Origin of the sequence: Chitinophaga sp., assembly GCF_036569125.1 — a bacterium.
Lineage (GTDB): Bacteria > Bacteroidota > Bacteroidia > Chitinophagales > Chitinophagaceae > Chitinophaga.
This window is the reverse complement of sequence record NZ_DATCRF010000063.1, coordinates 1-25,357: the sequence shown is the minus strand read 5'-3', so window position 1 is coordinate 25,357 and position 25,357 is coordinate 1. Positions and strand designations below refer to the sequence as shown.

Here is a 25,357-nt window from a genome sequence, read left to right as displayed (position 1 = left end):
CTTCCGGTATCACCTTTTTCATTACCCGCTTTATTTTGCTCAGCTCCTCCATCAGGTAGGCCTTATTATGCAGGCGGCCGGCGGTGTCTATGATAATTACATCCACATTACGGGCGGCCCCGCTTTGTACAGTATCAAAAGCTACTGCACCGGGGTCGGAGCCCATTTGCTGTTTTACAATGGGTACGCCTACCCGCTCGCTCCAGATGGTGAGCTGGTCCACGGCAGCGGCCCGGAAGGTATCTGCAGCGCCTAACAGCACTGTTTTACCGGCCTTTTTAAAGTTATAGGCCAGCTTACCGATAGTGGTGGTTTTGCCTACCCCGTTTACGCCTACTACCATGATCACGTAGGGCTTTTTATCGGCCGGTACGTCAAAATCGCGGAAGCCGCTGTCCGGCGCTTCCACCAGCAGGGCTGCAATTTCTTCTTGCAGTATCTTGTTCAATTCACTGGTTCCCAGGTATTTATCTTTTGATACGCGCTGTTCTATGCGATTGATGATCTGCACGGTAGTATCCACGCCTACGTCGGCAGATACCAGGGCTTCTTCCAGGTTATCCAGCACCTCTGTATCAACGGAGGATTTACCGGCAATGGCCCGGCCTATTTTGGTGAGGAAACTATCTTTGGTCTTCTGTAATCCCTGATCCAGGCTTTCCTTCTTTTCCCGGGAAAATAGTTTGTTGAAAAAGCTCATAGTAGTTGTTTTAGTCCATAGACCATGGTCCATGGTCCATAGCATATTCCCTTTTTTCAGTCCTGAAATTAAGATAAAGGAGCTGCAATTTACGATTATTATCTACGTGGAAAATTCGCGGACTATGGACGATGGACCATCGACCATGGACTGACCACAAACACAAAAAGCTGTCCGTATATACGGGACAGCTTCTGTGAAGTATGATTGGTAAAGCCGAATTACTTTTGGTTAATGTACTCCTGAACTTTGTCCTTGTGTACAATTGCTTCTTTAAAAGTATAGGCGCCGGATTTCGGAGAACGTACCGCTCTGATCACTTTCGTCCACACTTTAGCTTCAGCAGCAGCCTTCGCATCCTTCTTGATCGCGGTTTTTGCTTGTTTTGCCATTGGTTATTGTTTTTAGTGTTAGGCTGGTTGTATGGTTGGGAACAGTTATGCCGTTACACAACCATTCAGCCACACAAACAATTCAACAAATTATTTAATTTCTTTGTGTACAGTCACTTTCCTCAGAATAGGATTGTACTTCTTCAGCTCCAGACGCTCCGGAGTGTTCTTTTTGTTCTTGTTGGTGATATAACGGGAAGTACCCGGCTGACCTGAGTTCTTATGCTCGGTACATTCCAGTATTACCTGCACCCTGTTACCTTTCTTTGCCATTGTTATATACAATTAGTGGATTGCACAATTAGATTTCCTGCCCGGCCGCACGCAATTCCTTAACTACTGCATACAAACCTCTTTTGTTAATAGTGCGTAAGCCGTCCGAAGATACCTTTAAAGATATCCAGCGGTCTTCTTCCGCCAGGAAAAAACGCTTTTTCTGCAGGTTAGGCAGAAATCTTCTCTTTGTTTTGATATTAGAGAAGGAAACATGGTGACCTGTTATCGGCTTCTTTCCTGTCACCTGACATACTCTTGCCATGATCGAAAAAATTTTGGACTGCAAAAGTCCACCTTTTTTATTGATTTTACAAACATTGTTTGTGAATTTTATTCACAGCCCTGAAAATTGTGCGAATGTGTATATCCGTATTCAGATATATGAACTGGAAATGAATGATTTAGCCAACTAACGCAGTAAGATATCCACATTTTCAGGTATCCATCATCTTCAGATCTTACGCATTTTCATTTACCCGCCCAGCACATCAGCATATCAGCACATTCCCATCTGCATATCTGCACATCTGCACATCTGCACATTTACAGCAGCACCACCAGGCTTCTTAATACAGCGCCCAGTCTTACCGCTTCCAGGATGCGCTGCTGCTCCGTACCATGTTTCAGCAGGGCCTCTTCATGGGAGGTTACGCACATTTCACAGCCGTTCAGGGCAGATACCACCAGGCTTAACAGCTCAAAGAACTCCTTCCCTACCACCGGGTTGGCCATAATGCTCATACGGATGCCGGCCGGCGTGTTGGTATAATACTCCTTGTTCACGAAATGGCGGAAACGGTAAAACACGTTATTGGCATTCATGAGGGAGGTGCAGCTGATCACTTCCGCAATTTCCTTTTCCGTAGCGCCCTGTTCCTGGGCCAGCTTTTCAAAGGAAGCCTGCAGGGCTGCCTGCTTTTCATTTACCGCCACGGCCAGGCCTATGAGGTAAGCTTCTTTTTTATTGAGGGTGCCTGCGTCCAGCGCATTGCTTACATTGATCTTCAGATCTTTCAGGTAACGGGCATCGGTAGCTACCAGCGCGTTCAGGTGCTTGGATAAAGCCGCATCGGTTAAACCTACTGCCTGTAACAGCTGGATGGCTGTATCTTGATTTGTAGTAGCGAACATAGTTGTTGTTTTGGGTCCATGGTCGATAGTCATATTGCCTGGTTCGCAATGCTGGTGCTGCAGGGAACACAGGAGGCTATTTCCCGGATGAACATTCGATGATTTAAATTTAAAAGTCCATGGAAGATGGTGGATCGCTTGTATGGGTTACAGGCTATGGACCATCAACCATGGACTATCATTATTCAAAAAATTAAGCAGTCAGCGTAGCTTCACCCTTCTGCCAGTTGCAGGGGCACAGCTCGTCTGTTTGCAGGGCATCCAGCACGCGCAGCACTTCTTTCACATTACGGCCTACATTCAGGTCGTACAGGGAAACCCAGCGTACAATACCTTCCTGGTCAACGATGAAGGTAGCACGGTAAGCTACTTTCTCATTAGCCTCCAGAATGCCCAGCTCTTCTGCCAGTGATTTGGAAGTATCAGCCAGCATCGGGAACTGCAGACCGCGCAGGTCATCATGATCCCTTCTCCAGGCAGCGTGTACAAATTCGCTGTCGGTTGATGCGCCGATCAGAACAGCATCACGGTCAGCAAAATCCTGGTAGTGTTTGTTAAATTCAGCAATCTCAGTAGGGCACACGAAGGTAAAGTCCTTGGGCCACCAGAACATTACCATCCATTTACCGGAATTCCGGATCTCTTCAGATGAAATGTCATAAAATTCTTTGCCTTTCTCGATGGATACTACAGCCGTTTTTTTGAACTCGGGGAACTTTGAGCCTACGGACAGGATAACATTTTTCATGTGTATTACTGTTTATTTAGTTTAGTGATTCTTTTGCCTCTCTTTGCGTAAGTGCTACGCATTTAAAAACAGGTGCAAAGGTCATTGTCCGCGTATTAAAAATCAAATCGATTTTGGAAATGTGGTATTGATATTATCTATACTTACCGTCCCCTTCCATAAATACAGCCTATGGCACCCCGCCAGCCTGCGATCCGGCGCGGACATGGCCTAACGAGCCTTTGGCGCTGCCCGGTTTGGTTGCCCAAACTGTAACAATTTGGCACGTTATTTAGTTATACATACATGAACTTGAAAAAATAATAAAATGGCAAGTATGAAGCTAAAGCATGTACTCTTGGTGATTATTACGGTGGGCCTTGCATTGATCCCGTTTATTAAAAACGCCATCAACAGACAGGATGAATTTGACGCTACACAAGATCTGTTCATCTAATTTGCCCAGCGGGTACCATATCCGTTCCTTCTATCAAAACTGCCCCACGCCGGGGTCAGGAACCCGTTTGTCCTTACCTTCGTAATAGTTCCATATAGTCCTGGCCACCTGCCGTAACAGCTGCCAGGCTTCGTTATCCCGCTCCCAGCTTTGATCCAGGTTATTTTTAGTATAAATGCTGTAGACAAAGTCCCCATGTGCTGCGTTCACCATTACCACTTCTGAGCGCGATCCATCCACTGCGCCATTCTTGGAAGCTGTTCTTACCTGCTTCGGAAATTCCAGCAACCCTTCCTGATCCCAGTAGTTACGGGTAAGATTGCGGTACATACGCTCACTGGCAGCAGCGTTCACCACCTCTCCCTTATAGATCATTTCCATTAAACGGGCCATTTCCCGGGGCGATGTTTGGCCCCAGCCCAATGCAGTGCGGTTGGCTTCCCGGCCCGGCGTACGGCTGTTCACCCGCGTATTTACAAAACCATGGGCTTCCAGCCAGGCATTGATCTGCTGCCCCCCTCCTGCCAGGGATTGCAGCCACAGGCTGGCGGTATTATCGCTCATGGTCAGCATCAGCATCATTACCTTATCCAGCGTTATCTGCTCCCCGTTCTTAAAAGAGCCCAGTATGTCCTCCCCGGCATATAACAGGGAATCTTTATACACAAGCGGCTGATGGTACTGCAGCTCCCCTTTGGCTATTTTATCAAATATGCCCGCCATAATGGTCATTTTAATGGTGCTGGCCGTAGGGAACAGCGTATCGGCATTAATTGCCACATACCGGTCCTTTTTCAGGTGGTGTACGTAAATGCCGGCCACGCCATGGTGCTTTTCAAGATAAGGGCGCAGCAGGGCGGTTAGCTGTTTATCTTCTTTTTGGGCAAAGGCGGTAGCGCCGGTAAGTATTAGCAATAAAGTGCAGGAAACCAGGTATTTCATATAAGCAAAATACGGGTTCCGGGATAGATAACATAACGGAAGCAGGGAAAGGATATTCCAATAGTAACGTAATAGTATTCCGGAAGTAAGCTATAGATAAGCCCCCTCTTATAAGGGTGGGCTTATAGGGAGCTCACAGGGGGAGTATAGGGAGCTTATAGGGGGCTTATCCCTTTGCTGCAACCGTTTGTCTTAGTACAGAAAAACCTTACAGTCGACGTATTGAATGCAGAATTGGCTTTACAGGTTGGAGATTGTGTATTAGTGCGGTAGTAAAGCCCGGCAGTTATCCCGGGCAAAAAAAAGACCTGGCAGCTGCCAGGTCCGGGTATTATTAAGGTGTAAGATGGGATCAGGTTACTTCGTTGATCAGGTCTGCAAAGTTGCGGATGCCGATTGCTTTGGCGCTGGTATACCCTTCCGCATACTCAACCCCTACCATTTTACCCAGCATGCGGCAGCGGTGTATTACGCTGTCGAAAAAGCCGGGGGATGAGATGTAGGTTTGCAGTGAATCATCCTGGGGTGCCAGGAACTGGGTTTTAAAAGCACGGATGGCTTCCAGCTTGCGCTCCATTACCGGGGTAATATCCACCACCAGGTCGGGCTTATAATAGCGGTCCTGTATAAAGTGATATACCTGCTTGGGGCGCCAGGCTTGCTGGGGTTGCCCGTTATCAAAGGTTTCTACTTTACGCAGGCCGGCCAGGAAACAGCTGTCGGCTATTAAGCGGGCTGCCCTTCCATGATCGGGGTGACGGTCGTCTATAGCATTGGCCAGCACAATATCCGGCTGGTATCTTCGTATAGCCGTTACTACTGCCAGCTGATCTTCTTTTGTGTTCTGGAAAAATCCGTCGGCCAGGCCAAGGTTATCACGTACCTGCAGGCCCATTACTGCGGCGGCGGCCTGTGCTTCTGCTGCTCTTGTTTCAGGTGTGCCCCGGGTGCCTAGTTCTCCTCTTGTAAGATCGGCCACCCCTACTTTCATTCCCTGTGCGGCATGTACCATTAAGGTGCCTGCGCAGGATAGCTCCACATCGTCCGGATGGGCGGCTATAGCCAGTATATCCAATTTCATGGGTGCAAAGGAACATAAAAAAATGAAGTTTTTCCGGGGCCTGTTTAAAGTATGACTATAAGATGTCATATAGCAGTGTTTATTCGTATATTAGGCGCCTAAAAAAATCCCCTCATTATGCCACTATCCAAAACCCTTGTTTACCCGGGTTACACCAAAACACATGTGCCGGCAACATCAAATGACCATGTAAAAAAACATTCCGCCGGCTGGCTAAGCCTGGCCGCCCTTGCCCTGTGCTTGCTGGGCAGCGCCTGCAGCAGGGAAAAGCAGCAGGAGGTACAGCAGCTGCCCGACCCACAGCCCAATGAAAACGGCAACCAGCCCAACGCCGCCAAAACAGGCCCTAAGAATGTAGTGTACATTGAAGTAAATAACAACCACATGGCCAATGCAGGTTGTTATACCATGAAAGGCAACGGCCAGCCCTTCTTTGACATAGCCATTATTTTTGCGGCCAACATCAACTATGATACGCAGGCCAAAAAAGCAGTATTGTACAACAACCCGAATGTGACCAATGTGCTGAACAACAAGGCCACCTTTATTAAGCCCCTGCAGGACAAAGGCATTAAAGTGCTGCTGTCAATACTGGGTAACCACCAGGGCGCAGGCTTTGCCAACTTTACCAGCCGTACAGCAGCCAAAGCTTTTGCGCAGCAGCTTAGCAGCGCAGTTACCACCTACGGGCTGGATGGTATTGACTTTGATGATGAGTATGCGGAGTATGGCAAGAACGGGCTGCCACAGCCTAACGACAGCTCTTTTGTATTTTTGCTGGACGAGCTGCGCAAGCTGATACCCGATAAGCTCATTACCCTGTATAACATTGGCCCTGCTGCTGCAAGGCCCAGCTACGGCGGTAAAAAAATAGGCGACTTCGTGAACTATGCCTGGAACCCTTACTACGGCACTTATGCTGCGCCTAACTTTGCCGGCATGGCCAAGAGCCAGTTAGGCCCCGCTGCCATCTGGATCAACCATACCAGCGTAACCGCTGCCAAATCACTGGTTACAAGAACTATGAATGATAGTTACGGCGTGGTATTGTATTATGATCTGAACCAAACCAACAATCAAAGTTATTTCAACACACTGGGTTTGGTTACGCAGAAAGACAGTGTACGGCTAAGTTCCGGCTGCCTGCGTGCGCTGAACTAATAACCAGCAGGCATATATTATCTTGTGGGGTAGATGTTTTAATAACAGGCAAAAGTCTGTATATTACCATCTACCCCATTTTTATGAATAGAGTATCCCTTAAAGACGTTGCTAAAAAAGCCGGAGTAGCACCTTCAACTGTATCACTGGTACTAAACGGTAAGGCTAAACAAAGGCGCATCAGCGATACGCTGGCGGCTAAGATACAAAGCGTGGCCAAAGCCGCCGGGTACCAGCCGCACCCCGTAGCCGTGCACCTGCGCACCGGCCAGTCCAAAATACTGGGGTTGATCGTAGAAAGCATTTCCGGCAGCTTCTTCGCGGCCCTTGCCCGCACCATAGAGCAGGAAGCAGAAAAATACGGTTATAAGGTTTTGTATTGCAGCACGGAGAACAATCCGCTCAAAGGCCGCGAGCTTATTCAAATGATGCTTAAATACCAGGTAGATGGTTATTTAATTACCCCTGCGCCAGGCATGGAAAAAGATATACAGCAGCTGGTGCAGGATGGTAAGCGCCTGGTATTAATGGATAGCTATTTTGAGCATATTGATACGCCATATGTGCTGATAGATAATTACAAAGGTATTTACACCTGCATGGATCACCTGCTGAAAAAAGGCTACCGCAAAATTGGTTTTGTTACGGTAGACCTGGAGCTGGTGCAGCTGCAGCAACGTTTACAGGCTTACCACAATGCCTGTAAAGCATACAAGATCCCTGCCGCTCAACAACCGGTATTAAAGATCCCTTACAACGAGCCCGCAAAAAATATCACCCGCCATATCAACAGCTTTTTAAGCAGGCATAAAACGCTGGATGCGGTTTTGTTTGCCACCAACTACCTGGGTGTAGCCGGCGTGGAAAGCTTTACCCACCTTGGTTTGCGCATACCGGACGATCTGGCGGTGGTATGTTTTGATGATCATGATGTGTTCCGCCTGTACCCTCCGGGCATCAGCGCGTTACAGCAACCTATAGCCGATATTGCCAAAGCAGCCATCTCATTACTTATGAAACAGCTGGGCGCCAGTAAAGGAAAAATAGGTAAGCAGCAGATCATTTTAGAAGGCAGGTTCATTCAGCGGAAGTCAACGTGAGAGAGTGGGCGGTTGGCAGTTGGCAGTTGGCAGTTGGCTATTAGCTATTAGCTGTTAGCTATTAGCGGTTAGCTATTAGCGGTTAGCTATTAGCTGCTGGCTATTAGAAGTTAGCAGTCATGGAAAGTTGAAATAGTGCTTAGCCGCGTACAGTAATTAAGTACTGTTGTCTGTTTGATGAATGTTAATGCCTGAATTATTTAATAATATCCAGCATCAACTGTATTTTATAAATTTATACCGCTGTATAATCAATCACCTGATCATTTACCAAACAATACAACCCGACTGAAAGTTACAAACGGCCAAGTATTTACTGCCCACTGCAAACTGCAAACTACCAACTGCCAACTGCCCACTGCAAACCGCCAACTGCTAACTTCTACCAGCCAGCAGCTAACAGCTAACAGCTAATAGCTAACTACCAACCGCCAACTGCAAACTGCCAACTATTTTATTTTAACAATGCTTTTGGATTCTTAAAAAGAATATTATTTTTACGTAGAACTTATTAGTGAACTAAAGTAGCATTCCACTTCATACTGTGGCTGAAACCAAGAAACCGTAGAAATCTATCACCTTTTAAAAAACTTGTTATTCGTAAACATGTAGTGTACTGGCATTGGTCCTGTAAGGGCTTTTTTTAATTCCAATGTGCTAAATCGATTTTGCTTGCGTGGAGGGACACCGCGTTATGGGGGTATCTTTTTTAATACCTATGGTAATTTAAACTTGTTCTCCGCCGTATAGCATATGCGGCCAGCTATTGCTATAGCTCTCCTTCCACTGATCTGCTGTGCTGTAAAAGCATACTGGCATTGCTTTGCTCATCTATTCTACTAATAAACAAAAAACCAAAGCGTATGAAGAAAACATCAACCTTTCTTATGCGAAGTGGCTTACTAAGCACGTTATGGCTCCTAACGTGTTTGTTAGGCTTTTCCCAGTCCCGCAAAATTACGGGGCGGGTTATTGACGCAAAAGACAACTCTCCCCTACCCGGTGTTACCGTGCAGGTAAAAGGTACTGCCACCGGTACCCAAACACAGACAGACGGCAGCTTTACGCTGGATGCTGCTGATGGCGCCACCCTCAGCTTTTCATTTGTAGGCTACATTGCACAGGAAAAAGCTATTGGCGCCGGCCCTGTAAATGTAGCATTAGCTCCCGATGTAAAATCACTGCAGGATGTAGTGGTGATCGGTTATGGTACACAAAAACGTTCCGACATTACCGGTGCAGTAGCTTCCATCAAAGCTGCACAGCTGGAAGAAAGGCCCTTACCTTCCGTGAACCAGGCCCTGGCAGGCCGTTTGCCGGGTGTGAACGTATCTGAGAACTCCGGCCGTCCCGGCGGTCAAACAAGGGTACGCATCCGCGGTTTCAGCTCTATTAACACCTCCAACAACCCGCTGTATATTATAGACGGGGTAATGTTGCCGGTAGGTACACAAACACAGAATTCCAACGCTATTGACTTCATTAATCCATCAGACATTGGTTCTGTGGAAGTGCTGAAAGATGCATCTGCCACAGCTATTTACGGTTCCAGGGGCGCTAACGGCGTAGTGCTGCTTACTACCAAACGTGGCTCTACCACCGGTGGTAAGATCACTTACGATGTAAACTTTGGCTTGCCCACCATTGGCCCCCACCGTGTAAAAATGCTGGATGCCAATGAATTCCTTTTTGTGGAAGAGCAGGCGTATAAAAATGCGCAAACCTACGACCCCGCAGGATGGGCGGCCGGCAAATATAAAGATCCTGTTGTAAAAAGAATGCAGTACCTGGAAGGTAATACGGCCGGCAAACCGGAGCTGTTCCGCTTAGATGCCAATGGTAAACCGGCGCCTATTTATAATACCGACTGGTTAAAAGAAGCTACCCAAAGCAAGCTGTCGCAGAACCACCAGGTATCTTTTACCAATGGCAATGAAAAAGGCTCCTATGGCGTGTTCATGGGTTACCTGAATGATAATGGCCTGCTGCTGAACTCTTACCTGAAACGCTACTCAGCCCGTTTTACATTTGATACGGAAATTAAACCCTGGTTAAGCGTAGGCGGTAACCTGAGCTACAATTACCAGAAAGAAAATGTGGTGGATATTGGCACCGGCGGTTTGAACTCTGTGCGTATGATCACCGAAGCGCTGCCCATACTGCCCATCAAGTATAAGAACGGCGCATGGGCCGGTAACTACCAGTATGAAGGTATGGAAGGCGGTGAAAACCCGGTGAACATTATGACGAACCGTTTTTATGAAATGGTAAGCCAGACCGTATTGGGTAATTTTTATGCGAACATTCACCTGGCTCCCGGGCTTGAGCTGCGCTCCGTATTAGGTACCTCTGTAGTGAACCGCGACCGCAGTGAATACAACGGCCGTAACCTGAACCAGATCTCTGCCGATCAGAAGGGCCGTGCCGTGCTGGATGATAACCGCGAAGGTTTTATCTCCACAGAAACGTACATGACCTACACTAAAAAGATCACAGAAGATCATTCCATCACCGCTATGGGAGGCGCCTCCTGGTACCTCACCAACATTAAAGGTTTCCAAACCATTGGTGAAGGTTTCCAGAGCGATTACCTGAAGTTCAACAGCGTGGGCGCTGCTACTACTTTCCCAACGCCCAGCTCCCGTGCAGCGCGTTTTGCATTTAACTCCTACTACAGCAGGATCAACTATGCGTTTAAGGACAAATACCTGTTAACGCTGACCGGCCGTGCGGATGGCGCCTCTAAATTCGGTGAATCCAATAAATATGCGTTCTTCCCATCAGCAGCAGTAGCCTGGAGAATTTCTGAAGAGCCTTTCCTGAAAGGCAATCCTACCATTTCCCATTTGAAATTGCGCACCAGCTATGGCGCTACCGGTAACTCAGAGATCAACACCTATGCATCCCTGCCATTACTGGGTAACTATACTTCCATTTTCAATGATGCACGTGCCGCAGGCATTGGCATTAGCCGCCTGGCTAACCCTGACCTGAAATGGGAAAGGACCAAACAGGCCGACATTGGTTTGGAAATAGGCCTGCTGCAGAACAGGATCTCCCTGGAAGTGGACGGTTATTACCGCAAAACCACCGACATGCTGCTCGAAGCGCCGCTGCCCTTCTCCACCGGCTATGCTACCATTATCCGTAACATAGGCAGCATGGAGAACAAGGGTATTGAAATTGGTATCAACACGGTGAACATCCAGACCAAGGACTTCACCTGGAGCACCAGCTTCAACGTATCCCGCAACAAGAACAAAGTATTATCACTGGCTACGCCCGCACCCCTTTTCAGCGGTAACCCGGGCTTTACCAACCCTACCGGTATCCTGAAAGTAGGCGCCTCTGTAGGCTCTTTCTGGGGCCTGGTGCGTGAAGGCACCTGGGCATCAAAAGACGCGGCAGAAGCGGCTAAATTTGCCAGCTACCGCAGCAGCCAGAAAATACTGCCCGGCGATATTAAATACCGCGATGTAAATGGCGATTACCAGATCAACGATGCCGACCGCATGATCATTGGGGATAACAACCCTGATGCGTATGGTTCACTGATCAACACTTTCCGTTACAAGAACGTTGAGCTGACCATAGACCTGCAATACTCTTACGGTGCAGATGTGCTGAACATGACGCACCACTCCGGCGAAGACCGTGTGGCTATTGCCAACAGCTTCAAATCCGTGCTGGATGCATGGACGCCTGAGCACCAGAACACATCTATTGCAGCGCTGCGCGATACCCGTGCCGGTTATGTAACGAATGTGGATACACGCTGGGTTGAGGATGGTTCTTTCCTCCGCGGCCGCAACCTGCTGCTGGCTTACACTTTCCCGACAGATGCGCTGAAAAGATGGTACCTGAACAAGCTGAGGATCTATGGATCTGTACAGAACTTTTTCCTGTGGACCAAGTTCTCCGGTAATGATCCGGAAGTAACCACCTATGGTGAAGCATTTGCGCAGGGACAAACCTTCTTTGACTATCCCAAACCTACCCGGTTCACCCTGGGATTGAATGTTGGTTTGTAATTCATTGTTGACAAAAAAGAGCTTACATTATGAAACTACTGAAGATAAAATATATAGCCCTGCTGCTTTCCGGCACTTTATTGCTGGGTGCAGGCTGTACCAAGTTCCTGGAAGAGCAGGACCCATCCAACCTTTCGCCGGACAGCTATTTTACGCTGCCCGAACATGCGGAAGCGTCTGTGAACGCCGTGTATGCCAACTTAAGGTTCCAGTCGGATGGTGCGGGCATTTTCTCCGCCAACTTCCAGCTGCTGGAAGCCATGACCGGCACCACCACTTCACAAACCGGCCAGAACTCTGACCTGAACAACCTGTTAAACCTGGCGTTTAACCCCGATAACGTGCACATACGCCAGTGGTGGCAGGCCCTGTACAGGGGTATTTCCAATGCCAACCTCTCCATCAAAAAAATACCGGACATTAACCCGATGGATGAAACCCTGCGTAAAAGGTATATTGGCGAAGCCAAGTTCCTGCGCGCGCTGCACTACTACTGGCTGGTAAGGCTGTGGGGCGATGTGCCTTTGCTTACAGAGCCTATTCAAAACGTAACTGCACCGGAAGTATACGCCGGCCGTACCTCACAGGACAGTGTGTACATGCAGATCGTAAAAGACCTCACAGAAGCAGAAGCATCCGGCCTGCCGAATACAGAAACCAGCGGCCGCGCCTCCCTGGGTGCAGTAAAATCACTGCTGGCCAGCGTATACCTGACCATGGCCGGGCAGCCGCTGAACAAAGGCGCCGCTTATTACAAGCTGGCTGCCGATAAAGCCAATGAAGTGATCACCAGCGGCTCTTACAGCCTGTTCACCCGCTACATGGATCTGCACAACCCATCTACCAAGAACCGTGGAGAGCACATTTTCATGGCGCAATATTCCGCATCTGTATCTGATGCGCGCAACGGTTTCCAGGGTATTCTGCTGCCTAACTTTGGCGGCATCTCTGCTTACGGAACACAGGTGGGCAGCACCGTACCTACTGTTTCTTTCTTTGATTCTTTTGAAGATGGCGACAAACGTACGGAAGAGCAGCAGTTCTTTTACACCAAGTATTATACAGATGGTAATGGCCCATTGAAAGACCTGAATGCACCCTACATTTACAAACACTTTGATACTACTGCTAACGGCACCTTTGGCATAAAAGGTACTGCGCAAAGTGGCTTGAACTGGCCGCTGCTGCGTTATGCAGAGGTATTGCTGATCTATGCCGAAGCACAGAATGAAGTAGGCGGCCCTACTGCTGCTACCATTGCTGCGCTGAAACAGATCCGCGACCGCGCTAAATTAACCACGCCTGCTACCTTTACACAGGCTGCTTTCCGCGAAGCCGTATGGCGCGAGCGCTGGCATGAGCTGTGCTATGAAGGTAAAAGCTGGTTTGATATGGTGCGCCTGCGTAAGGTGTATAATGAGAGCACACAGGGCTTTGATAACTTTGTGGGCCACAAGTTCAGCTACGGCCCTACCCTTGCTGAAAAACACCTGCTGGTGCCCCTGCCCACGCTGGAGTATAACAATAACCCCAGCCTGCGCCCGCAGAACCCGGGATATACTAATTGATGATGTTTTGAAGCAGTAAAATAAGGGGACTGACCAAAAGAATGTAAAATCATAAATGTAAAATTTAAAATGTAAAAGTAGAATGCCAGGATTCCAAGTATAGACTTATGTTCGCGGCATTTTACTTTTACATTTATGATTTAAAATTTTACATTTTACATTCTTTTTGGTCAGTCCCCTTCGTTTATATTATTACTTCATCTCCACAACTACCCCTATCTCCCGCTCCTTTATTCCGTATTGTTTTATCAGTACCGGGTCGGTTAATACCTGCACAGCTGCAATATCCTTTGGCTCTAATGCGGCGAGCTGTGATTCAAGATTGGTGGTGATAACACTATCGCCTATAATATAACGGAAGCTGCTGTCGCTGCCCAGCTTTTGCAGTGCGGCTGCATATGCGGGCGACAGGTTGCTGAATAAGCGGTTATAACGTTTACGGGCAAACGGTTTTGTTTCCAGGTAAAAAACGCCGTTAGCCGCCCGCTCTCCAAATTTTTCAATGGTCTTGCGGCCCCTTGCAATGGTGATCATGGCTATCTGGTCGGGGCCAATATTGTTTACGGCTGATGATTCTACTTCAACACTGTCTACCACATACACCTGCACTGCATCGTCGGCAGCTTCCTGTGCTTTAGCGCCTGCGCCCATCAATAGTAAACAGCAAATACCTGTAAATAGTTTCATCCGAATATCTTTTGTCTTTTTCATTGGCCGTATGGAACTCCGCTATGCATGCCCTTGTATAAAAAATGCATACCATGCTCCGTTTCATGCCCCTAAATTAGAGCATAATTCGTTAAAGTAATGTTAGTGTAAATGGGGGTTAATTATACGCGCGGTAGTAACGGTACATTTCTATTTCCTGTACAATGGCTTCAATATCACGGTCTTCTTCCGTATCATATTCGCTTTTAAGGTTGCCGCCAAAAAAGAAGGCTACGGTTTGCCACATGCGGGCATTAAAACCGCCTTTCAGCTCCTTAATGATCTCATAGCAGTTTTCGCCGCTTTCACGGTCAATGAGCTTCATTAATACCTTGCCCTGGTAAATGGACAGGTTTTCCAGCTTATCGCCAAATTCAGCCTTTAATTCCTTTTCCTTGCTGGCCAGGTAAGCCTTGCGGTCTTTTTTATTGGGCAGGGTAGCCAGGCGGCTGTTCACATCCTTCAGAATGCGGGCGGCAGATTTAGCGTATGGATAAGTTACATATACTGCATTGCGCAGGCGGGTCCAGCGTTCCCGCTCCTTACGGAGCTTGCGGGGCAGCTTTTCCGTTATTTCAAATATCTGCAGGGTAATAGAGGGAAGGGTATCTGTGCCAACGATCACCACCCTTGCGTGCACACCCTGTCCCCCGGCAGATTGTGCTGCCACATCTTTCCGGCATAGGATGCATAAGGCGAGTGTGAGAATAAATCCTACTGTTCTAAGACGGCACATTCAGGTGAAACGGGATTTTATCTACTAAAGTTACAATAAAAAGATTTGGGATTTCAGATTTTAGATTTACGATTTATTGTGCAACACTGCACCCTAAAATCTAAAATCGTAAATCTAAGATCGTAAATCTCATAACGGTTTCAATTTCAACACCTGTTCGGCAAAATTATTCATGGCATGCGTTACAGCGGGCAGATCGTGCGAGGTAAGGGAGCTGCCTAACACATGCACGCCAGCGCCCGGTATGGGTACGGCGGCTTTATGGGTGGCAGGCGTTCCCAGCGCTTTTTCCATATCCAGGATGGCGGCTACCCGCACGGTGGGATCCTGGTGGGTTTCATCTTTATAATAATAAAGATTTAACACGGGCTGGTGGATCTTTTCAAAGGTATTTTTAGTCATACCGCTTTCCAGCAGGTTTTCCAGCTGCACCACAGCTTCCAGCCGGTAAGTGGTGTTCCAGTAGCGCGCTACTGCGGGGTCGCCCTCTTTATTGGTATGGTTATAATTGCCCTTTTTTACCAGTCGCGCTACCTGCAGGCCCCAGGGATTATTGGCCAGGAAAGCCAGCGGATCATTAATGGCAATGTTGGGTGAAAGGTTCATTACTGCGTATACCTGCTTGGGGTACTGCGCAGCCAGCATCAGCGCCAGCGTGCCGCCGGTTGAGGTTCCGGCAATGATCACGGTATCGCCCAAAGCCATGCCTATGGCCAGGGCTTCCTTGGCATCGCGCCACAGGCCTTCTGCAGTCATGTTCAGTAAAGGTTCGGAAGTATCAATACCATGGCCGTCCAGGCGGGAAAGGTACAGGTTGCAGCCATAGCGGCGGGCAAAGTCCGGTATTACTGGATCGCCCTCTTTACGGCTGGCGGAAAAACCATGCAGGTATACAAGGCTATAGGGTGTTTTGCGGTGCAGGGAATCGTACCATACAATGCGGGCATCGTTATCCGGCTTCAGGTGATGCCGGCTTTCACGGAGGGCAATGTAGCCGGTTAAACCGGCTGAATCGGTGGGTACTGCAGGTAATGCGGGATCATACACCGGCGTGGCAGGGCTGGGGCCCAGTAAATAGACCACTACCAATACTACGGTCACCACCAAGGCTATACGCAGCCATTTGCGTTTCATGGGAGTTTTTTTGAGTCCATAGTCCATAGTCCATGGTCCATAGCCTGCTTCGGGCGTCAACTACTTCAAGATATAGGCTAGTCCATGGTATAGAGTGTAATTAAATTGCGCCGCATACACAACTTCATGGCATCACCACGTTATGCCTCAAAACGCACCATGCAATGGACCATGGACCATCGACCATGGACCAATTACACCTCCTGCAATGCCGTGGCCGGCCGTGCCCCGCGTACGGGGGTTTGCTTATTACCCTTTATGCGCTGGTACATACTCATCACAAAGCCGGCGATCATGATCAGCACACCGATCCACAACACATTGATAAAGGGGAAAATAAAGGCCTTCAGCACAATGTAATCATCAAAGGTGCCTGCTTCCTTCACTTCCAGCTCGATCTTGTTCTCTTTGGGCAGTATTTTGCTGAACCGCACATAAAGCGCTAAAGGCGATAAGGTATCCGGAATGCTGAACTGGTAAGTATTATCACGAATGAAATACACCGGCTGCAGCTTAAATTCTTCGTTATTCTTGGTATGCACCTCCAGCTGCGCACCTACCGCCAGGTCGCCGGGTTGCGGCTCATAATTGCGGTGTTTGGGCTGCGGCTGTAAAGCAGTAAAGATGATGTAACCGTTTGAGAAAAATATGGAATCGCCCTGCTTTACTTCGTGCGGGCTGTACTGCGCAGTATCATTGGCTTCATCCTTACGCGGCACAGCAGTTACATACGTGAAAATATCGCGGGTAAGGTAGTGGCGGCTGGATGGGTTGGGTGTTAATCCCTCCTGCCCTTTGGTATTAATGAAAGCATCCGGATAAAGCGTAAAATTCTCCAGCATGGCGCCATTGGCCGGATCTTTTTTCTCGTACCGTACTACGTAATATGTTTTAGGATCACCGGCAGCAGTGGAATCACCGGCATATGTTACGTGGTAGGCCCCCATCTGCACCGGGAAGTTGCGGGGCAGCATCAGGTTCTCGCGCGGATTCTCCTTGCTTTCCTTGCCAAAGAAACCGTTGTCCAGCATCTTCATACGGTCTATGGAGATGGTTTCTTTCTTGGAGGAGGAAATGAGCACGCCCAGTAAGATCAACCCAAAACCAACGTGCGCTACGGAAGCGCCGGCAGACTTTACCTTACCTTTCAAACCAGTGAAAATATAGCCGAAGTTGGCCACCACGGCATATACGCTGGCAAACAGCATTATGTAAATGGCTACCAGGAACCCGGCGCCGTAAGTATCAAAATTTATGTTGCCCAGCCAGCCTATGAGCGCGGTGGCTGCAATTGAAATAAGGGTAGGCCACATCAGCTTGGCGGTAAGCTGCTTGCGCGGCGTATCCTTATACTTCAGGTATTGTACCATAGCGGTAAGCAGGCCCAGTACAATAGCCACCCAGATCTGGATCTTGTTGTAGTGGAATACCGGCTCCAGCGGAGGCGCCAGCTGTTTGATATTAAACGCCTTGCGCAGGCCGGAAAGGTCCAGCAGTTTGTTCCAAACCGGTATAGAGGTGGTAAAGGTGATCTGTATGGCAGCTATCAGCAGCACCAGCGCGCCTACAAATAACCAGAACTCGCGGGAGTAAGAGCTTTCTTCCCTTTTAATATCCGGTATTTCTTTACGGCGTGCTATCAGCAGCCAGAAAGCAGGAATGGTAAATACGCCCATGTATACCAGCAGCTGCCCGCTCATACCCAGGTCGGTAAAGGAGTGTACGGAGGTATCGCCCAAAACGCCGCTACGGGTAAGGAAGGTAGCGTACAGTATTAATACAAAGGATATAAAGAAGAAAAAGAAGGTGGATTTAAGGGCATGCCCCGTGTGCCTGAAGGCCAGCAGGGTATGGATGCCGGCTACCATGGTTAGCCAGGGAACCAGGGAACCATTTTCTACCGGGTCCCAGGCCCAGTAACCGCCAAATGTAAGGGATTCGTAAGCCCAGGCAGCGCCCATCATTACGCCGGTGCCCAGGATCATCCCTGCAAACAGGGCCCAGGGCAGCGCGGGTTTGGTCCACTCCGTATACTGGCGGGTCCATAAGCCGCTTAAAGCATAGGCAAAAGGTATGATCATGGAAGCAAATCCCAGGAACAATACCGGCGGGTGTATCACCATCCAGTAGTTCTGCAGCAGCGGGTTAAGGCCATTACCATCTGTGATCATGCTCAGGTAATCTGGCCGGGATACCCAGGGCAGGTTTATATTCTCCTCGGCCTGCCTTAATAACAGGAAGGGGTTGCTGCCTACGCGGTAGCCCAGTATATAAATGCCCAGCAGCATGCTGGCCAGGCAAAGCTGTGCAAAGGAAAGTACGGTCATTACCGGCGCTTCCCATTTTTTAGCCCTGAACAGTAAAATGATGCCTAATACGCAGTGCCAGATGCTCCAGAGTAAAAAGCTGCCTTCCTGGTCGGCCCAGAAGCTGGAGAGCAGGTATTTTACTTCCAGGCTGCGCGATGAGTTGCGCCACACATATTTATACTCAAAAAAGTGGTTATACAGTACGTAATATAAAATGCCGAAAACGGCGAATACAGAAGCTATTTCTATTACAAAGGCTATGCGGGCCAGCTTTTTCCAGGAATCCTGCAGGGTGGTTTCTTTGGCCCTTGTTACGTTAAAGTAAGCGATGGTGGCTACCAGGGAGGCGATGAATGACAGTACAGCGAAAAAATGTCCAAACTGGCCGGGCAGCAGATGTTCCCCTATGTATTTAGTTTCCAAAATGTTGCATTAAAATCTTAACAATTTTAGATTTTAGATCTTAGATTTTAGATTTAAATGCAGTAGTGCCTCTTCAAATCGTAAATCGTAAATCTAAGATCGTAAATCCAATCACATTTGCTTGGTACTCATGGCTACCTGGTCATCCTTATACTTGGAAGGGCATTTCATCAGGATCTTATTGCAATGAAACTCCCCTTTTTCTATTTTACCGGTCAGCACCAGCTGTTCAGCCTTTTCAAAATCCGTAGGTTTGGTACCAAAAAAGATCACTTTACGGGTTTCGCCCACCTTATCCTTCATATAAAAGGTAAAGTAGTTGGCATCTTTTACCGGGTCGTATGAGAGGGCCTGCGCCTTATCCAGCGTGCCAATGACATGATATTCCTTTCCTTCTTTTTCCCGGGCTGTCGCAAAGGTTTCATAGGTGCTAAAATCTCCTACCATAGTCACAATAATGCCAATAGCTACGGCAATCACCACCAGTAAAACGATATTTGTTTTCTTCATAACTTATTTTTTCAGGCAAGCGTCCTTTTTCCAGCCGCAAAATTAACGCAAAAAGGAGTTAGGTGTTCTTAATTTTATATAAAAGGCGGGTGGATTTACGATTTTAGATTGTAGATCTTAGATTTTAGGGGGTATCCGGACCTCGAAATCGTAAATCGTAAATCTGAAATCTAAAATATTAGTTCCCTATCTTTGCGCCGAAATAAGAAATTGAATTTTCAATATCATGGCCGATCTGTCACAATTTGATCCTAATTCAGTAGGTATCCTTTCCAACAACATTTTTGGACTGCCTTTTAATGAAGAGGATGCAAAGCTGGTACTGTTGCCGGTTCCCTGGGAAGTAACCGTATCCTATTCCAATGGTACGGCCCGTGGCCCGGAACAGATCTTTAAAGCCTCCTTCCAGGTAGACCTCCTGGACCCGGACGTAAAGGATGGCTGGAAAAAGGGGTTTTTCATGCGGGAACCGGATAAGCACATGCTGCTGCGCAGCGATTACCTGCGTAAAGAGGCGGAGCTGTACATTAAATTCCTGACCGAAGGCGGTGATATTGGGGATAACCAGTTCCTGAAAAAGACCCTGGTGGATGTAAATACCGGCACCAGGGTAATGAACGAGTGGGTATACAACCAAACCCTGGCCCTGCTGAACAAAGGCAAGCTGGTAGGCTTAATTGGCGGTGACCACAGCACCCCCCTGGGCTATTATAAAGCCATCGGGGAAAAGAAAGGCGATTTTGGCATTTTACAGATAGATGCCCATTGCGACCTGCGGGATAGCTACGAAGGTTTCAAATACTCCCATGCCTCCATTATGTACAATGCCCTGAACGAAGTACCCCAGCTTAAAAAGCTGGTACAGGTGGGTATCCGTGACTATTGCGAGGAGGAGCTGGATTATATAGCCGATAATAAAGACCGTGTAACCACTTTCTTTGATAAAGATATTAAGGAAGCCCAGTTTGAAGGGGAGCAGTGGAAAGACATCTGCGACCGCATTATTGCCTCCCTGCCCCAGCAGGTGTATATCAGCTTTGATATAGACGGGCTGGATCCCAAGCTGTGCCCGCATACCGGTACCCCGGTGCCCGGCGGTTTTGAGGTAGCGCAGATCTTTTATTTATTCAAGCGCTTACTGGCCAGCGGCCGGCAGCTGATCGGCTTTGACCTGAACGAGGTAAGCACCTCTCACGATGAATGGGATGCCAATGTAGGCGCACGCGTGCTGTTTAAGCTGTGTAACCTTCTTGTAATGAATAATGAATAATTAAGAATTAATAATCATGAAAGCATGTTTACAAAGTAACACAGGCATTTCATGCACACTATCATTACGATTATTAATTATTCATTTTTAATTATTAATTAAAAATGTTCAAGATAAGGATATTGCATCCCAACACTATTACGCGCCTGCGTTTGCAGCCCGTAGTGCATGGCATGGCAGGCCTGTTGTTCTTCTTTAACGCCATCGGTATTTATAACAGCCGGCAGCCCAATGGGTTTATGACAGCATTCTTTCTGCTGCTGGGGTTGGCGAGTATTGTTTTCCCGTTCATTATGCGGCGTTTCCGCAATTTTTCCGGCGCTAACAGCCTGATGCGCCTGTTACAGGTATTTGCCTGTTTCAGCGGCTGCTTATATTTCCTTACGCATCTGCAGCCGCTTATTGGCGCCCTGCATTTGCTGGTAGGCATAGGCCTGGCCTATATCGGCTGGACGGAGCATAACATGCTGCAGCCCGTATACGTAGTGCTGGATACTATTGGCGTTACCATGCCTACCACCTTTTCCAAACAGGTAATAGGCTGGAACCAGCTCAATAACGTAATTTTGCGTAACGACCTGCTGACTATTGATTTTAAGAACAACAAGATCATTCAGCTGGAAGTGCTGGACAACATACCGGATATTAAAGCCGCTGAGATCAACGGTTTTGCCAAAAGCAGAATCGTCATATAGCAGAAAGCACAAAGCGGAAAGCATAAAGCTAAAAGCATAACACAATCAGCTTTATGCTTTAAGCTTTTAGCTTTTAGCTCTTAAACAAACACGATGCTTACACAAAGCCCATATATACTTTACTCCGACGGGAACGGAAATATTTTTGAGGATACTTCCCTGTACGCTACCGGCCGTAGCGCCTGGGACGCGCTGCCTATACCGGCAGAAGAGTGGATTGAGCTGCCCGAAGGAGGCCAGTTGTACGAGCTGCCCGGCCGCCGGGGTATTGGCATTAATGCCGGTACTGAAGAAATGGCCCTGTGCGATAAAGGCTGGGCCGTAGCTGCTTTTATACCGCCGGCACATACCGGTTTTTATTTGGCAGCCTATGAAACCCTGCCCGATGCCCCCACCCTGCCCCTGTTCTGCTATACAGCAGTAGGCTGGCTGGATGGTAAGTTCTATGTACCGGCTACCCGTATTGAGCAGGATATTCGCCAGGAGTGCGCCGGTTTTGATGATAAGCAGGTAAAACAAGGCGTAAAGAACTTATTGCAGGCATACCCGCATAACCGCCTGGTAAAACACCTGGCAGATAATTGCGCCTTAACCTATCACTGCCCTGCAGCCCGTAATTATTTTATGGGACGCTGGGAGTGCCCCATCCCCTCTTCCCCGGCCTGTAATGCCAACTGCGTAGGCTGTATATCTTTTCAGCCCCAGGAGGAGAACATTGTATCTACCCAGGAACGCCTTACATTCAAACCCTCTGCAGAAGAGATCGTAGAATATACCGTGCCCCACCTGGAAAGTGCGCCCTTCCCTATTGTTAGTTTTGGACAGGGTTGTGAAGGTGAGCCTTTGCTGATGTGGGAAACCATCCGTGAATCTATTTTAGAGATCCGCAAGCACACCTCCAAAGGCAGCATTAACATTAACACCAACGGCAGCAAGCCCGATGCAGTACGCGTGCTTTGTAAAGCAGGCCTTAACAGCATTCGCGTAAGCACCAACTCAGCCCAGGAAAGATGGTACACGCCCTATTACCGGCCCAATAACTACCGCTTTGAAGATATTGTGGAAAGCCTGAAAGTAGTGCGCGGCTTTGGCGGGTGGACCTCCATTAACTATTTCGTATTCCCGGGTATGACGGACAGTGAATCTGAATACGAAGCCCTGCGTAAGCTTATTAAGGATACAGACCTGTGCATGATACAATGGCGCAACTTTAACATTGACCCTGACTGGTACCTGGGTAAGCTGGGTATTACGGATACGGGCGATTGTTTGGGTATGGCGCAATTACTGGAACTCATACACGAAGAATTCCCTCACCTGAAATTCGGGTATTTTAACCCGCCCATGGAAAGGATCAAAGGGGATTATGCACGGGATTTTGCGCACTGAACTTACGCTGCAGCAACATAAAACCCAGGGAAGTTAACAGGCACCAGCCCGTTACTACGTACCACCAATCCCGGAAGCCCAGCCGCTCAACCAGGTATGCGCTTAATGAAGGCGCTACTATCTGCGCAACAGAATAGGCAATGGTATACAATGCAGCATACTGCCCGCGGTTATGCTCCTGGCTGCGGCTGATCCAGAAGGCATTCATAAAGGGCATGCTGAACATTTCACTGAAAGTAAAGAACAGGATGTACACCCAGGCAGCTATGCCCCAGGCAGGCAGCAGGTTAAAGCTCAGGTAAGCCAGCGCAGTTAGTAATATGCCCCGGGAAATAAAGGTGAGGTTAGGTTTGGTGCCTTCCAGCTTGTACACCAGTATCATTTCCAGCAGCGCAATTGTTAACCCGTTGGAGCCCAGCACTATCCCAATGTAAAACTCACTGAGGTGCAGCGCTGATTTAAAATACAGCGGCACAATGGATCCCAGCTGGAAAAAGCCCATTGCAAAAAAAGTTACCAATACCGCAAACAACAGGTACAGCACATCTTTGTAAGCCGATGGTCCTTTGGGGATAGCTTGCGCAGCAGCATTTGCCGGTGCGCCTTTTACTATTTTGCCCGGCGGCAAAAATACCCGCATCAGCAACGCTGCCAGGATACAGGTTAACCCATCTGCCCAGAACAAAAAATTATAGCTGATGCCTGCCAGCATACCTCCTATTGCCGGGCCAATGGAAAAGCCCAGGTTCACGGCCAAACGGTTTAAGGAATAGGAACGCACGCGGTTCTCCGGGCTGCTGTACCAGGCCGTGGCTGCGGCGTTGGCGGGGCGGAAAGCATCGCCCACCATGCTTAGTACAAACGTGCAGATGCTGATCTGCAGCATGGTTTGCATTTGCCCCAATATGATAAACAAAATGCCGTTCAGGAACAGGCTCCAGAACTGGATGGGGTAAAAACCTATTTTATCGGATAAGCGCCCGCCCAGCAATGCGCCGAAGATAGATCCCACACCGAAAATACCTACTACCAGCCCGGCCTGCGCTATGCTCATATGCATATGCTGGGTAAGGTAAATGGTAAGGAAAGGCAGCACCATGTTACCGCTGCGGTTAATGAGCAATACCAATGACAATAACCACGTAGACGGACTTAGTCCGGAAAAGGCTTTTTTGTATAATGAGAACAAGGGAGCTGGGTTTGGGAGCGCAAATGTAGTAAATAGTTGGCAATTGCCAGTTTGCAGTGGGCAGTGGGCAGTCTGTGGAAAGTTTACAAGGAAAGATGAGGGCTAAAAAAGTTTGCAATTGCTTTTAATACTTCAATTGCCGGGGCGTTTGCCAAACATACTTTACAGTGATTGAACATAAACATACAATCAATGAGATCGGCCAGCATATGAAGCAATAACCCAATTCCAATTATATTGAATGGTTTTGGCAGGAACAGCAACACAAAATAAACGGCTATAGCATAAACGGTATGCAGGTAGTGAAAACCCAGGCTGCAGCGGTTAGCCTGAAATACAGGAGTAGCCAGCAGGTGGTCTGCATCCACCAGCATAGTTGCAAGTAGTATTAAATAAACCTTTTTCCATTCCTTCCTGAAAAAGAGAAATGCAATAAAAAATGGGAAAACCAGGTGCAAAAAATAATGTAGAAATACCTGCAATTGTATTGGTTTGTTCTGTTGATCAGCCCCTTTTTGTAATTGACCGGATCTTAAAAATAGTAATACAAAAAACAATGGCCGCAAAATACTTACAAAAAATTACATCTTAAACAATGCCTCCCTGACTGCCCACTGCCTACTGCCAACTGCCAACTTTTTCACTACCTTTGCCCGCTATGACAACGGACCTGGTCCTGCTTTGCTGTTTTTCCCTATGTGCAGGATTTATTGATGCAATTGTTGGCGGTGGCGGATTAATTCAAACACCGGCCATCCTGTTCACCTTTCCGCAATACCCGGTAGCTACCCTGCTGGGCACTACCAAAATACCTTCGTTCTCCGGCACCAGTATGGCTGCCTGGCAGTATGCCAAACGGGTGCAGTTTAACAGGCCGCTGCTGCTGGTTACCGCCCTTACTGCTTTCTTTGCTGCGCTCTGCGGCTCATCGCTGGTGGCGTATTTACCCAATCATTTTTTAAAGCCGGTAATGCTGGTGCTGTTAATAGCGGTAGCCATTTATACTTACCTGAAAAAGGATTTCGGGCAGCAAACCCACCAACCTGCGGGGCAGGTGCGCAATACCTGGGCATGGGGGATCGTTATTGGAGGAGTATTAGGGTTTTATGACGGATTTTTTGGTCCGGGCACCGGCAGTTTCCTGATCCTGGCATTCATTAGCCTTATGGGCTTCGATTTTTTACATGCCAGCGCCCATGCGAAAGTGGTGAACCTGGCTACCAATGTGGCTTCCATCACTTATTTTGCATCACACGGGCATATTTTATGGCCGGTAACCATTTTAATGGCTGTGAGCAACTTAACCGGCTCTTTCTTTGGCGCACGCTTAGCCATTTTAAAAGGTAACAGCCTGGTACGCAGGTTCTTTTTGCTGGTAGTATGCGGTACTATATTACGGTTTGCGTACGAGTTGTGGAAGTAGCGGAC

At 48.1% G+C, this 25,357-nt stretch carries 23 protein-coding genes; 8 read left to right on the top strand and 15 right to left on the bottom strand.

All coding sequences use genetic code 11. From position 1 onward, the window contains the following. The 8 genes from VIM87_RS02365 to bshB1 all read right to left on the bottom strand — a co-directional run. Positions 1 to 700: signaling recognition particle receptor family protein (locus VIM87_RS02365; RefSeq protein WP_331995416.1), on the bottom strand; the 700-nt coding region annotated here is incomplete at its 3' end. A 221-nt stretch (positions 701 to 921) separates the two neighbouring features. Beyond that, positions 922 to 1,092, bottom strand: a complete 171-nt coding sequence (locus VIM87_RS02360) for a DUF4295 domain-containing protein (RefSeq protein WP_331995415.1) — start codon at positions 1,090 to 1,092, stop codon at positions 922 to 924. A 90-nt stretch (positions 1,093 to 1,182) separates the two neighbouring features. Then, on the bottom strand, positions 1,183 to 1,365 hold the full coding sequence (gene rpmG / locus VIM87_RS02355; RefSeq protein WP_089918539.1) for a 50S ribosomal protein L33: 183 nt from the start codon (positions 1,363 to 1,365) through the stop codon (positions 1,183 to 1,185). A 28-nt stretch (positions 1,366 to 1,393) separates the two neighbouring features. Beyond that, positions 1,394 to 1,630, bottom strand: a complete 237-nt coding sequence (rpmB, locus tag VIM87_RS02350; RefSeq protein ID WP_089918538.1) for a 50S ribosomal protein L28 — start codon at positions 1,628 to 1,630, stop codon at positions 1,394 to 1,396. Positions 1,631 to 1,911: 281 nt separating this feature from the next. After that, complete coding sequence (locus tag VIM87_RS02345; RefSeq protein WP_331995414.1) at positions 1,912 to 2,499, bottom strand: carboxymuconolactone decarboxylase family protein; 588 nt, start codon at positions 2,497 to 2,499, stop codon at positions 1,912 to 1,914. A gap of 193 nt (positions 2,500 to 2,692) precedes the next feature. Next, the gene (locus tag VIM87_RS02340) at positions 2,693 to 3,235 is read right to left on the bottom strand and encodes a peroxiredoxin (RefSeq protein ID WP_414649566.1); all 543 of its coding nucleotides are present in this window, start codon (positions 3,233 to 3,235) and stop codon (positions 2,693 to 2,695) included. A 481-nt stretch (positions 3,236 to 3,716) separates the two neighbouring features. After that, a complete protein-coding gene (locus VIM87_RS02335; RefSeq protein WP_331995412.1) occupies positions 3,717 to 4,625 on the bottom strand; it encodes a serine hydrolase in 909 nt (302 codons plus the stop codon). A gap of 352 nt (positions 4,626 to 4,977) precedes the next feature. Beyond that, positions 4,978 to 5,706: a bacillithiol biosynthesis deacetylase BshB1 gene (gene bshB1 / locus VIM87_RS02330; RefSeq protein WP_331995411.1), complete on the bottom strand. Its 729-nt coding sequence runs from the start codon at positions 5,704 to 5,706 to the stop codon at positions 4,978 to 4,980. A 117-nt stretch (positions 5,707 to 5,823) separates the two neighbouring features. Here bshB1 and VIM87_RS02325 point away from each other — a divergent pair, with 117 nt between their 5' ends. The 4 genes from VIM87_RS02325 to VIM87_RS02310 all read left to right on the top strand — a co-directional run bounded on the left by VIM87_RS02325 (position 5,824) and on the right by VIM87_RS02310 (position 13,566). Further along, positions 5,824 to 6,867 carry an endo-beta-N-acetylglucosaminidase H gene (locus tag VIM87_RS02325; RefSeq protein ID WP_331995410.1) on the top strand — a complete coding sequence of 348 codons (1,044 nt, stop codon included), beginning with the start codon at positions 5,824 to 5,826 and terminating at the stop codon, positions 6,865 to 6,867. A gap of 83 nt (positions 6,868 to 6,950) precedes the next feature. Continuing rightward, positions 6,951 to 7,967, top strand: coding sequence for a substrate-binding domain-containing protein (locus tag VIM87_RS02320; RefSeq protein WP_331995409.1), 1,017 nt, complete (start codon positions 6,951 to 6,953; stop codon positions 7,965 to 7,967). An 863-nt stretch (positions 7,968 to 8,830) separates the two neighbouring features. After that, positions 8,831 to 11,998: a TonB-dependent receptor gene (locus tag VIM87_RS02315; RefSeq protein WP_331995408.1), complete on the top strand. Its 3,168-nt coding sequence runs from the start codon at positions 8,831 to 8,833 to the stop codon at positions 11,996 to 11,998. A 29-nt stretch (positions 11,999 to 12,027) separates the two neighbouring features. Next, a complete protein-coding gene (locus VIM87_RS02310) occupies positions 12,028 to 13,566 on the top strand; it encodes a RagB/SusD family nutrient uptake outer membrane protein (protein WP_331995407.1) in 1,539 nt (512 codons plus the stop codon). A 192-nt stretch (positions 13,567 to 13,758) separates the two neighbouring features. Here the strand turns inward: VIM87_RS02310 and VIM87_RS02305 are convergent, their stop codons facing one another. The 5 genes from VIM87_RS02305 to VIM87_RS02285 form a co-directional block, all read right to left on the bottom strand. Beyond that, positions 13,759 to 14,253, bottom strand: a complete 495-nt coding sequence (locus VIM87_RS02305) for a hypothetical protein (RefSeq protein WP_331995406.1) — start codon at positions 14,251 to 14,253, stop codon at positions 13,759 to 13,761. Between the two features lie 139 nt (positions 14,254 to 14,392). Then, entirely contained in the window at positions 14,393 to 15,010 is a 618-nt protein-coding gene (locus VIM87_RS02300) for a DUF4294 domain-containing protein (protein ID WP_331995405.1), read from the bottom strand. A 129-nt stretch (positions 15,011 to 15,139) separates the two neighbouring features. After that, on the bottom strand, positions 15,140 to 16,144 hold the full coding sequence (locus VIM87_RS02295; RefSeq protein WP_331995404.1) for an alpha/beta hydrolase: 1,005 nt from the start codon (positions 16,142 to 16,144) through the stop codon (positions 15,140 to 15,142). 194 nt (positions 16,145 to 16,338) lie between these two features. Then, complete coding sequence (gene ccsA, locus VIM87_RS02290; RefSeq protein WP_331995403.1) at positions 16,339 to 18,876, bottom strand: cytochrome c biogenesis protein CcsA; 2,538 nt, start codon at positions 18,874 to 18,876, stop codon at positions 16,339 to 16,341. Positions 18,877 to 18,987: 111 nt separating this feature from the next. Continuing rightward, positions 18,988 to 19,386 carry a cytochrome c maturation protein CcmE gene (locus tag VIM87_RS02285; RefSeq protein WP_331995402.1) on the bottom strand — a complete coding sequence of 133 codons (399 nt, stop codon included), beginning with the start codon at positions 19,384 to 19,386 and terminating at the stop codon, positions 18,988 to 18,990. 226 nt (positions 19,387 to 19,612) lie between these two features. On the opposite strand from VIM87_RS02285, the gene VIM87_RS02280 reads away from it, so the two are divergent. From VIM87_RS02280 to VIM87_RS02270, 3 genes are all read left to right on the top strand, one after another. After that, positions 19,613 to 20,656 (top strand): agmatinase family protein, encoded by a 1,044-nt coding sequence (locus VIM87_RS02280; RefSeq protein WP_331995401.1) that lies wholly within the window; start codon positions 19,613 to 19,615, stop codon positions 20,654 to 20,656. A gap of 104 nt (positions 20,657 to 20,760) precedes the next feature. Further along, entirely contained in the window at positions 20,761 to 21,351 is a 591-nt protein-coding gene (locus tag VIM87_RS02275; protein ID WP_331995400.1) for a hypothetical protein, read from the top strand. Positions 21,352 to 21,444: 93 nt separating this feature from the next. After that, positions 21,445 to 22,740, top strand: coding sequence for a radical SAM protein (locus tag VIM87_RS02270; protein ID WP_331995399.1), 1,296 nt, complete (start codon positions 21,445 to 21,447; stop codon positions 22,738 to 22,740). Here VIM87_RS02270 and VIM87_RS02265 read toward each other — a convergent pair. Beyond that, on the bottom strand, positions 22,706 to 23,929 hold the full coding sequence (locus VIM87_RS02265) for an MFS transporter (RefSeq protein ID WP_331995398.1): 1,224 nt from the start codon (positions 23,927 to 23,929) through the stop codon (positions 22,706 to 22,708). The genes VIM87_RS02270 and VIM87_RS02265 overlap by 35 nt on opposite strands. An 83-nt stretch (positions 23,930 to 24,012) precedes the next feature. Continuing rightward, on the bottom strand, positions 24,013 to 24,486 hold the full coding sequence (locus VIM87_RS02260) for a DUF6122 family protein (protein WP_331995397.1): 474 nt from the start codon (positions 24,484 to 24,486) through the stop codon (positions 24,013 to 24,015). Positions 24,487 to 24,587: 101 nt separating this feature from the next. Between VIM87_RS02260 and VIM87_RS02255 the strand changes: the two genes are divergently transcribed. After that, positions 24,588 to 25,352, top strand: a complete 765-nt coding sequence (locus VIM87_RS02255; protein ID WP_331995396.1) for a sulfite exporter TauE/SafE family protein — start codon at positions 24,588 to 24,590, stop codon at positions 25,350 to 25,352. Positions 25,353 to 25,357: the final 5 nt, after the last annotated feature.

Coding starts and splice junctions, on each gene's coding strand:
- VIM87_RS02360 (WP_331995415.1), bottom strand. CDS start 1,092: ATGGCAAAACAAGCAAAAACCGCGATCAAGAAGGATGCGAAGGCTGCT.
- rpmG (WP_089918539.1), bottom strand. CDS start 1,365: ATGGCAAAGAAAGGTAACAGGGTGCAGGTAATACTGGAATGTACCGAG.
- rpmB (WP_089918538.1), bottom strand. CDS start 1,630: ATGGCAAGAGTATGTCAGGTGACAGGAAAGAAGCCGATAACAGGTCAC.
- VIM87_RS02345 (WP_331995414.1), bottom strand. CDS start 2,499: ATGTTCGCTACTACAAATCAAGATACAGCCATCCAGCTGTTACAGGCA.
- VIM87_RS02335 (WP_331995412.1), bottom strand. CDS start 4,625: ATGAAATACCTGGTTTCCTGCACTTTATTGCTAATACTTACCGGCGCT.
- bshB1 (WP_331995411.1), bottom strand. CDS start 5,706: ATGAAATTGGATATACTGGCTATAGCCGCCCATCCGGACGATGTGGAG.
- VIM87_RS02325 (WP_331995410.1), top strand. CDS start 5,824: ATGCCACTATCCAAAACCCTTGTTTACCCGGGTTACACCAAAACACAT.
- VIM87_RS02320 (WP_331995409.1), top strand. CDS start 6,951: ATGAATAGAGTATCCCTTAAAGACGTTGCTAAAAAAGCCGGAGTAGCA.
- VIM87_RS02315 (WP_331995408.1), top strand. CDS start 8,831: ATGAAGAAAACATCAACCTTTCTTATGCGAAGTGGCTTACTAAGCACG.
- VIM87_RS02310 (WP_331995407.1), top strand. CDS start 12,028: ATGAAACTACTGAAGATAAAATATATAGCCCTGCTGCTTTCCGGCACT.
- VIM87_RS02305 (WP_331995406.1), bottom strand. CDS start 14,253: ATGAAACTATTTACAGGTATTTGCTGTTTACTATTGATGGGCGCAGGC.
- VIM87_RS02300 (WP_331995405.1), bottom strand. CDS start 15,010: ATGTGCCGTCTTAGAACAGTAGGATTTATTCTCACACTCGCCTTATGC.
- VIM87_RS02295 (WP_331995404.1), bottom strand. CDS start 16,144: ATGAAACGCAAATGGCTGCGTATAGCCTTGGTGGTGACCGTAGTATTG.
- VIM87_RS02285 (WP_331995402.1), bottom strand. CDS start 19,386: ATGAAGAAAACAAATATCGTTTTACTGGTGGTGATTGCCGTAGCTATT.
- VIM87_RS02280 (WP_331995401.1), top strand. CDS start 19,613: ATGGCCGATCTGTCACAATTTGATCCTAATTCAGTAGGTATCCTTTCC.
- VIM87_RS02275 (WP_331995400.1), top strand. CDS start 20,761: ATGTTCAAGATAAGGATATTGCATCCCAACACTATTACGCGCCTGCGT.
- VIM87_RS02270 (WP_331995399.1), top strand. CDS start 21,445: ATGCTTACACAAAGCCCATATATACTTTACTCCGACGGGAACGGAAAT.
- VIM87_RS02255 (WP_331995396.1), top strand. CDS start 24,588: ATGACAACGGACCTGGTCCTGCTTTGCTGTTTTTCCCTATGTGCAGGA.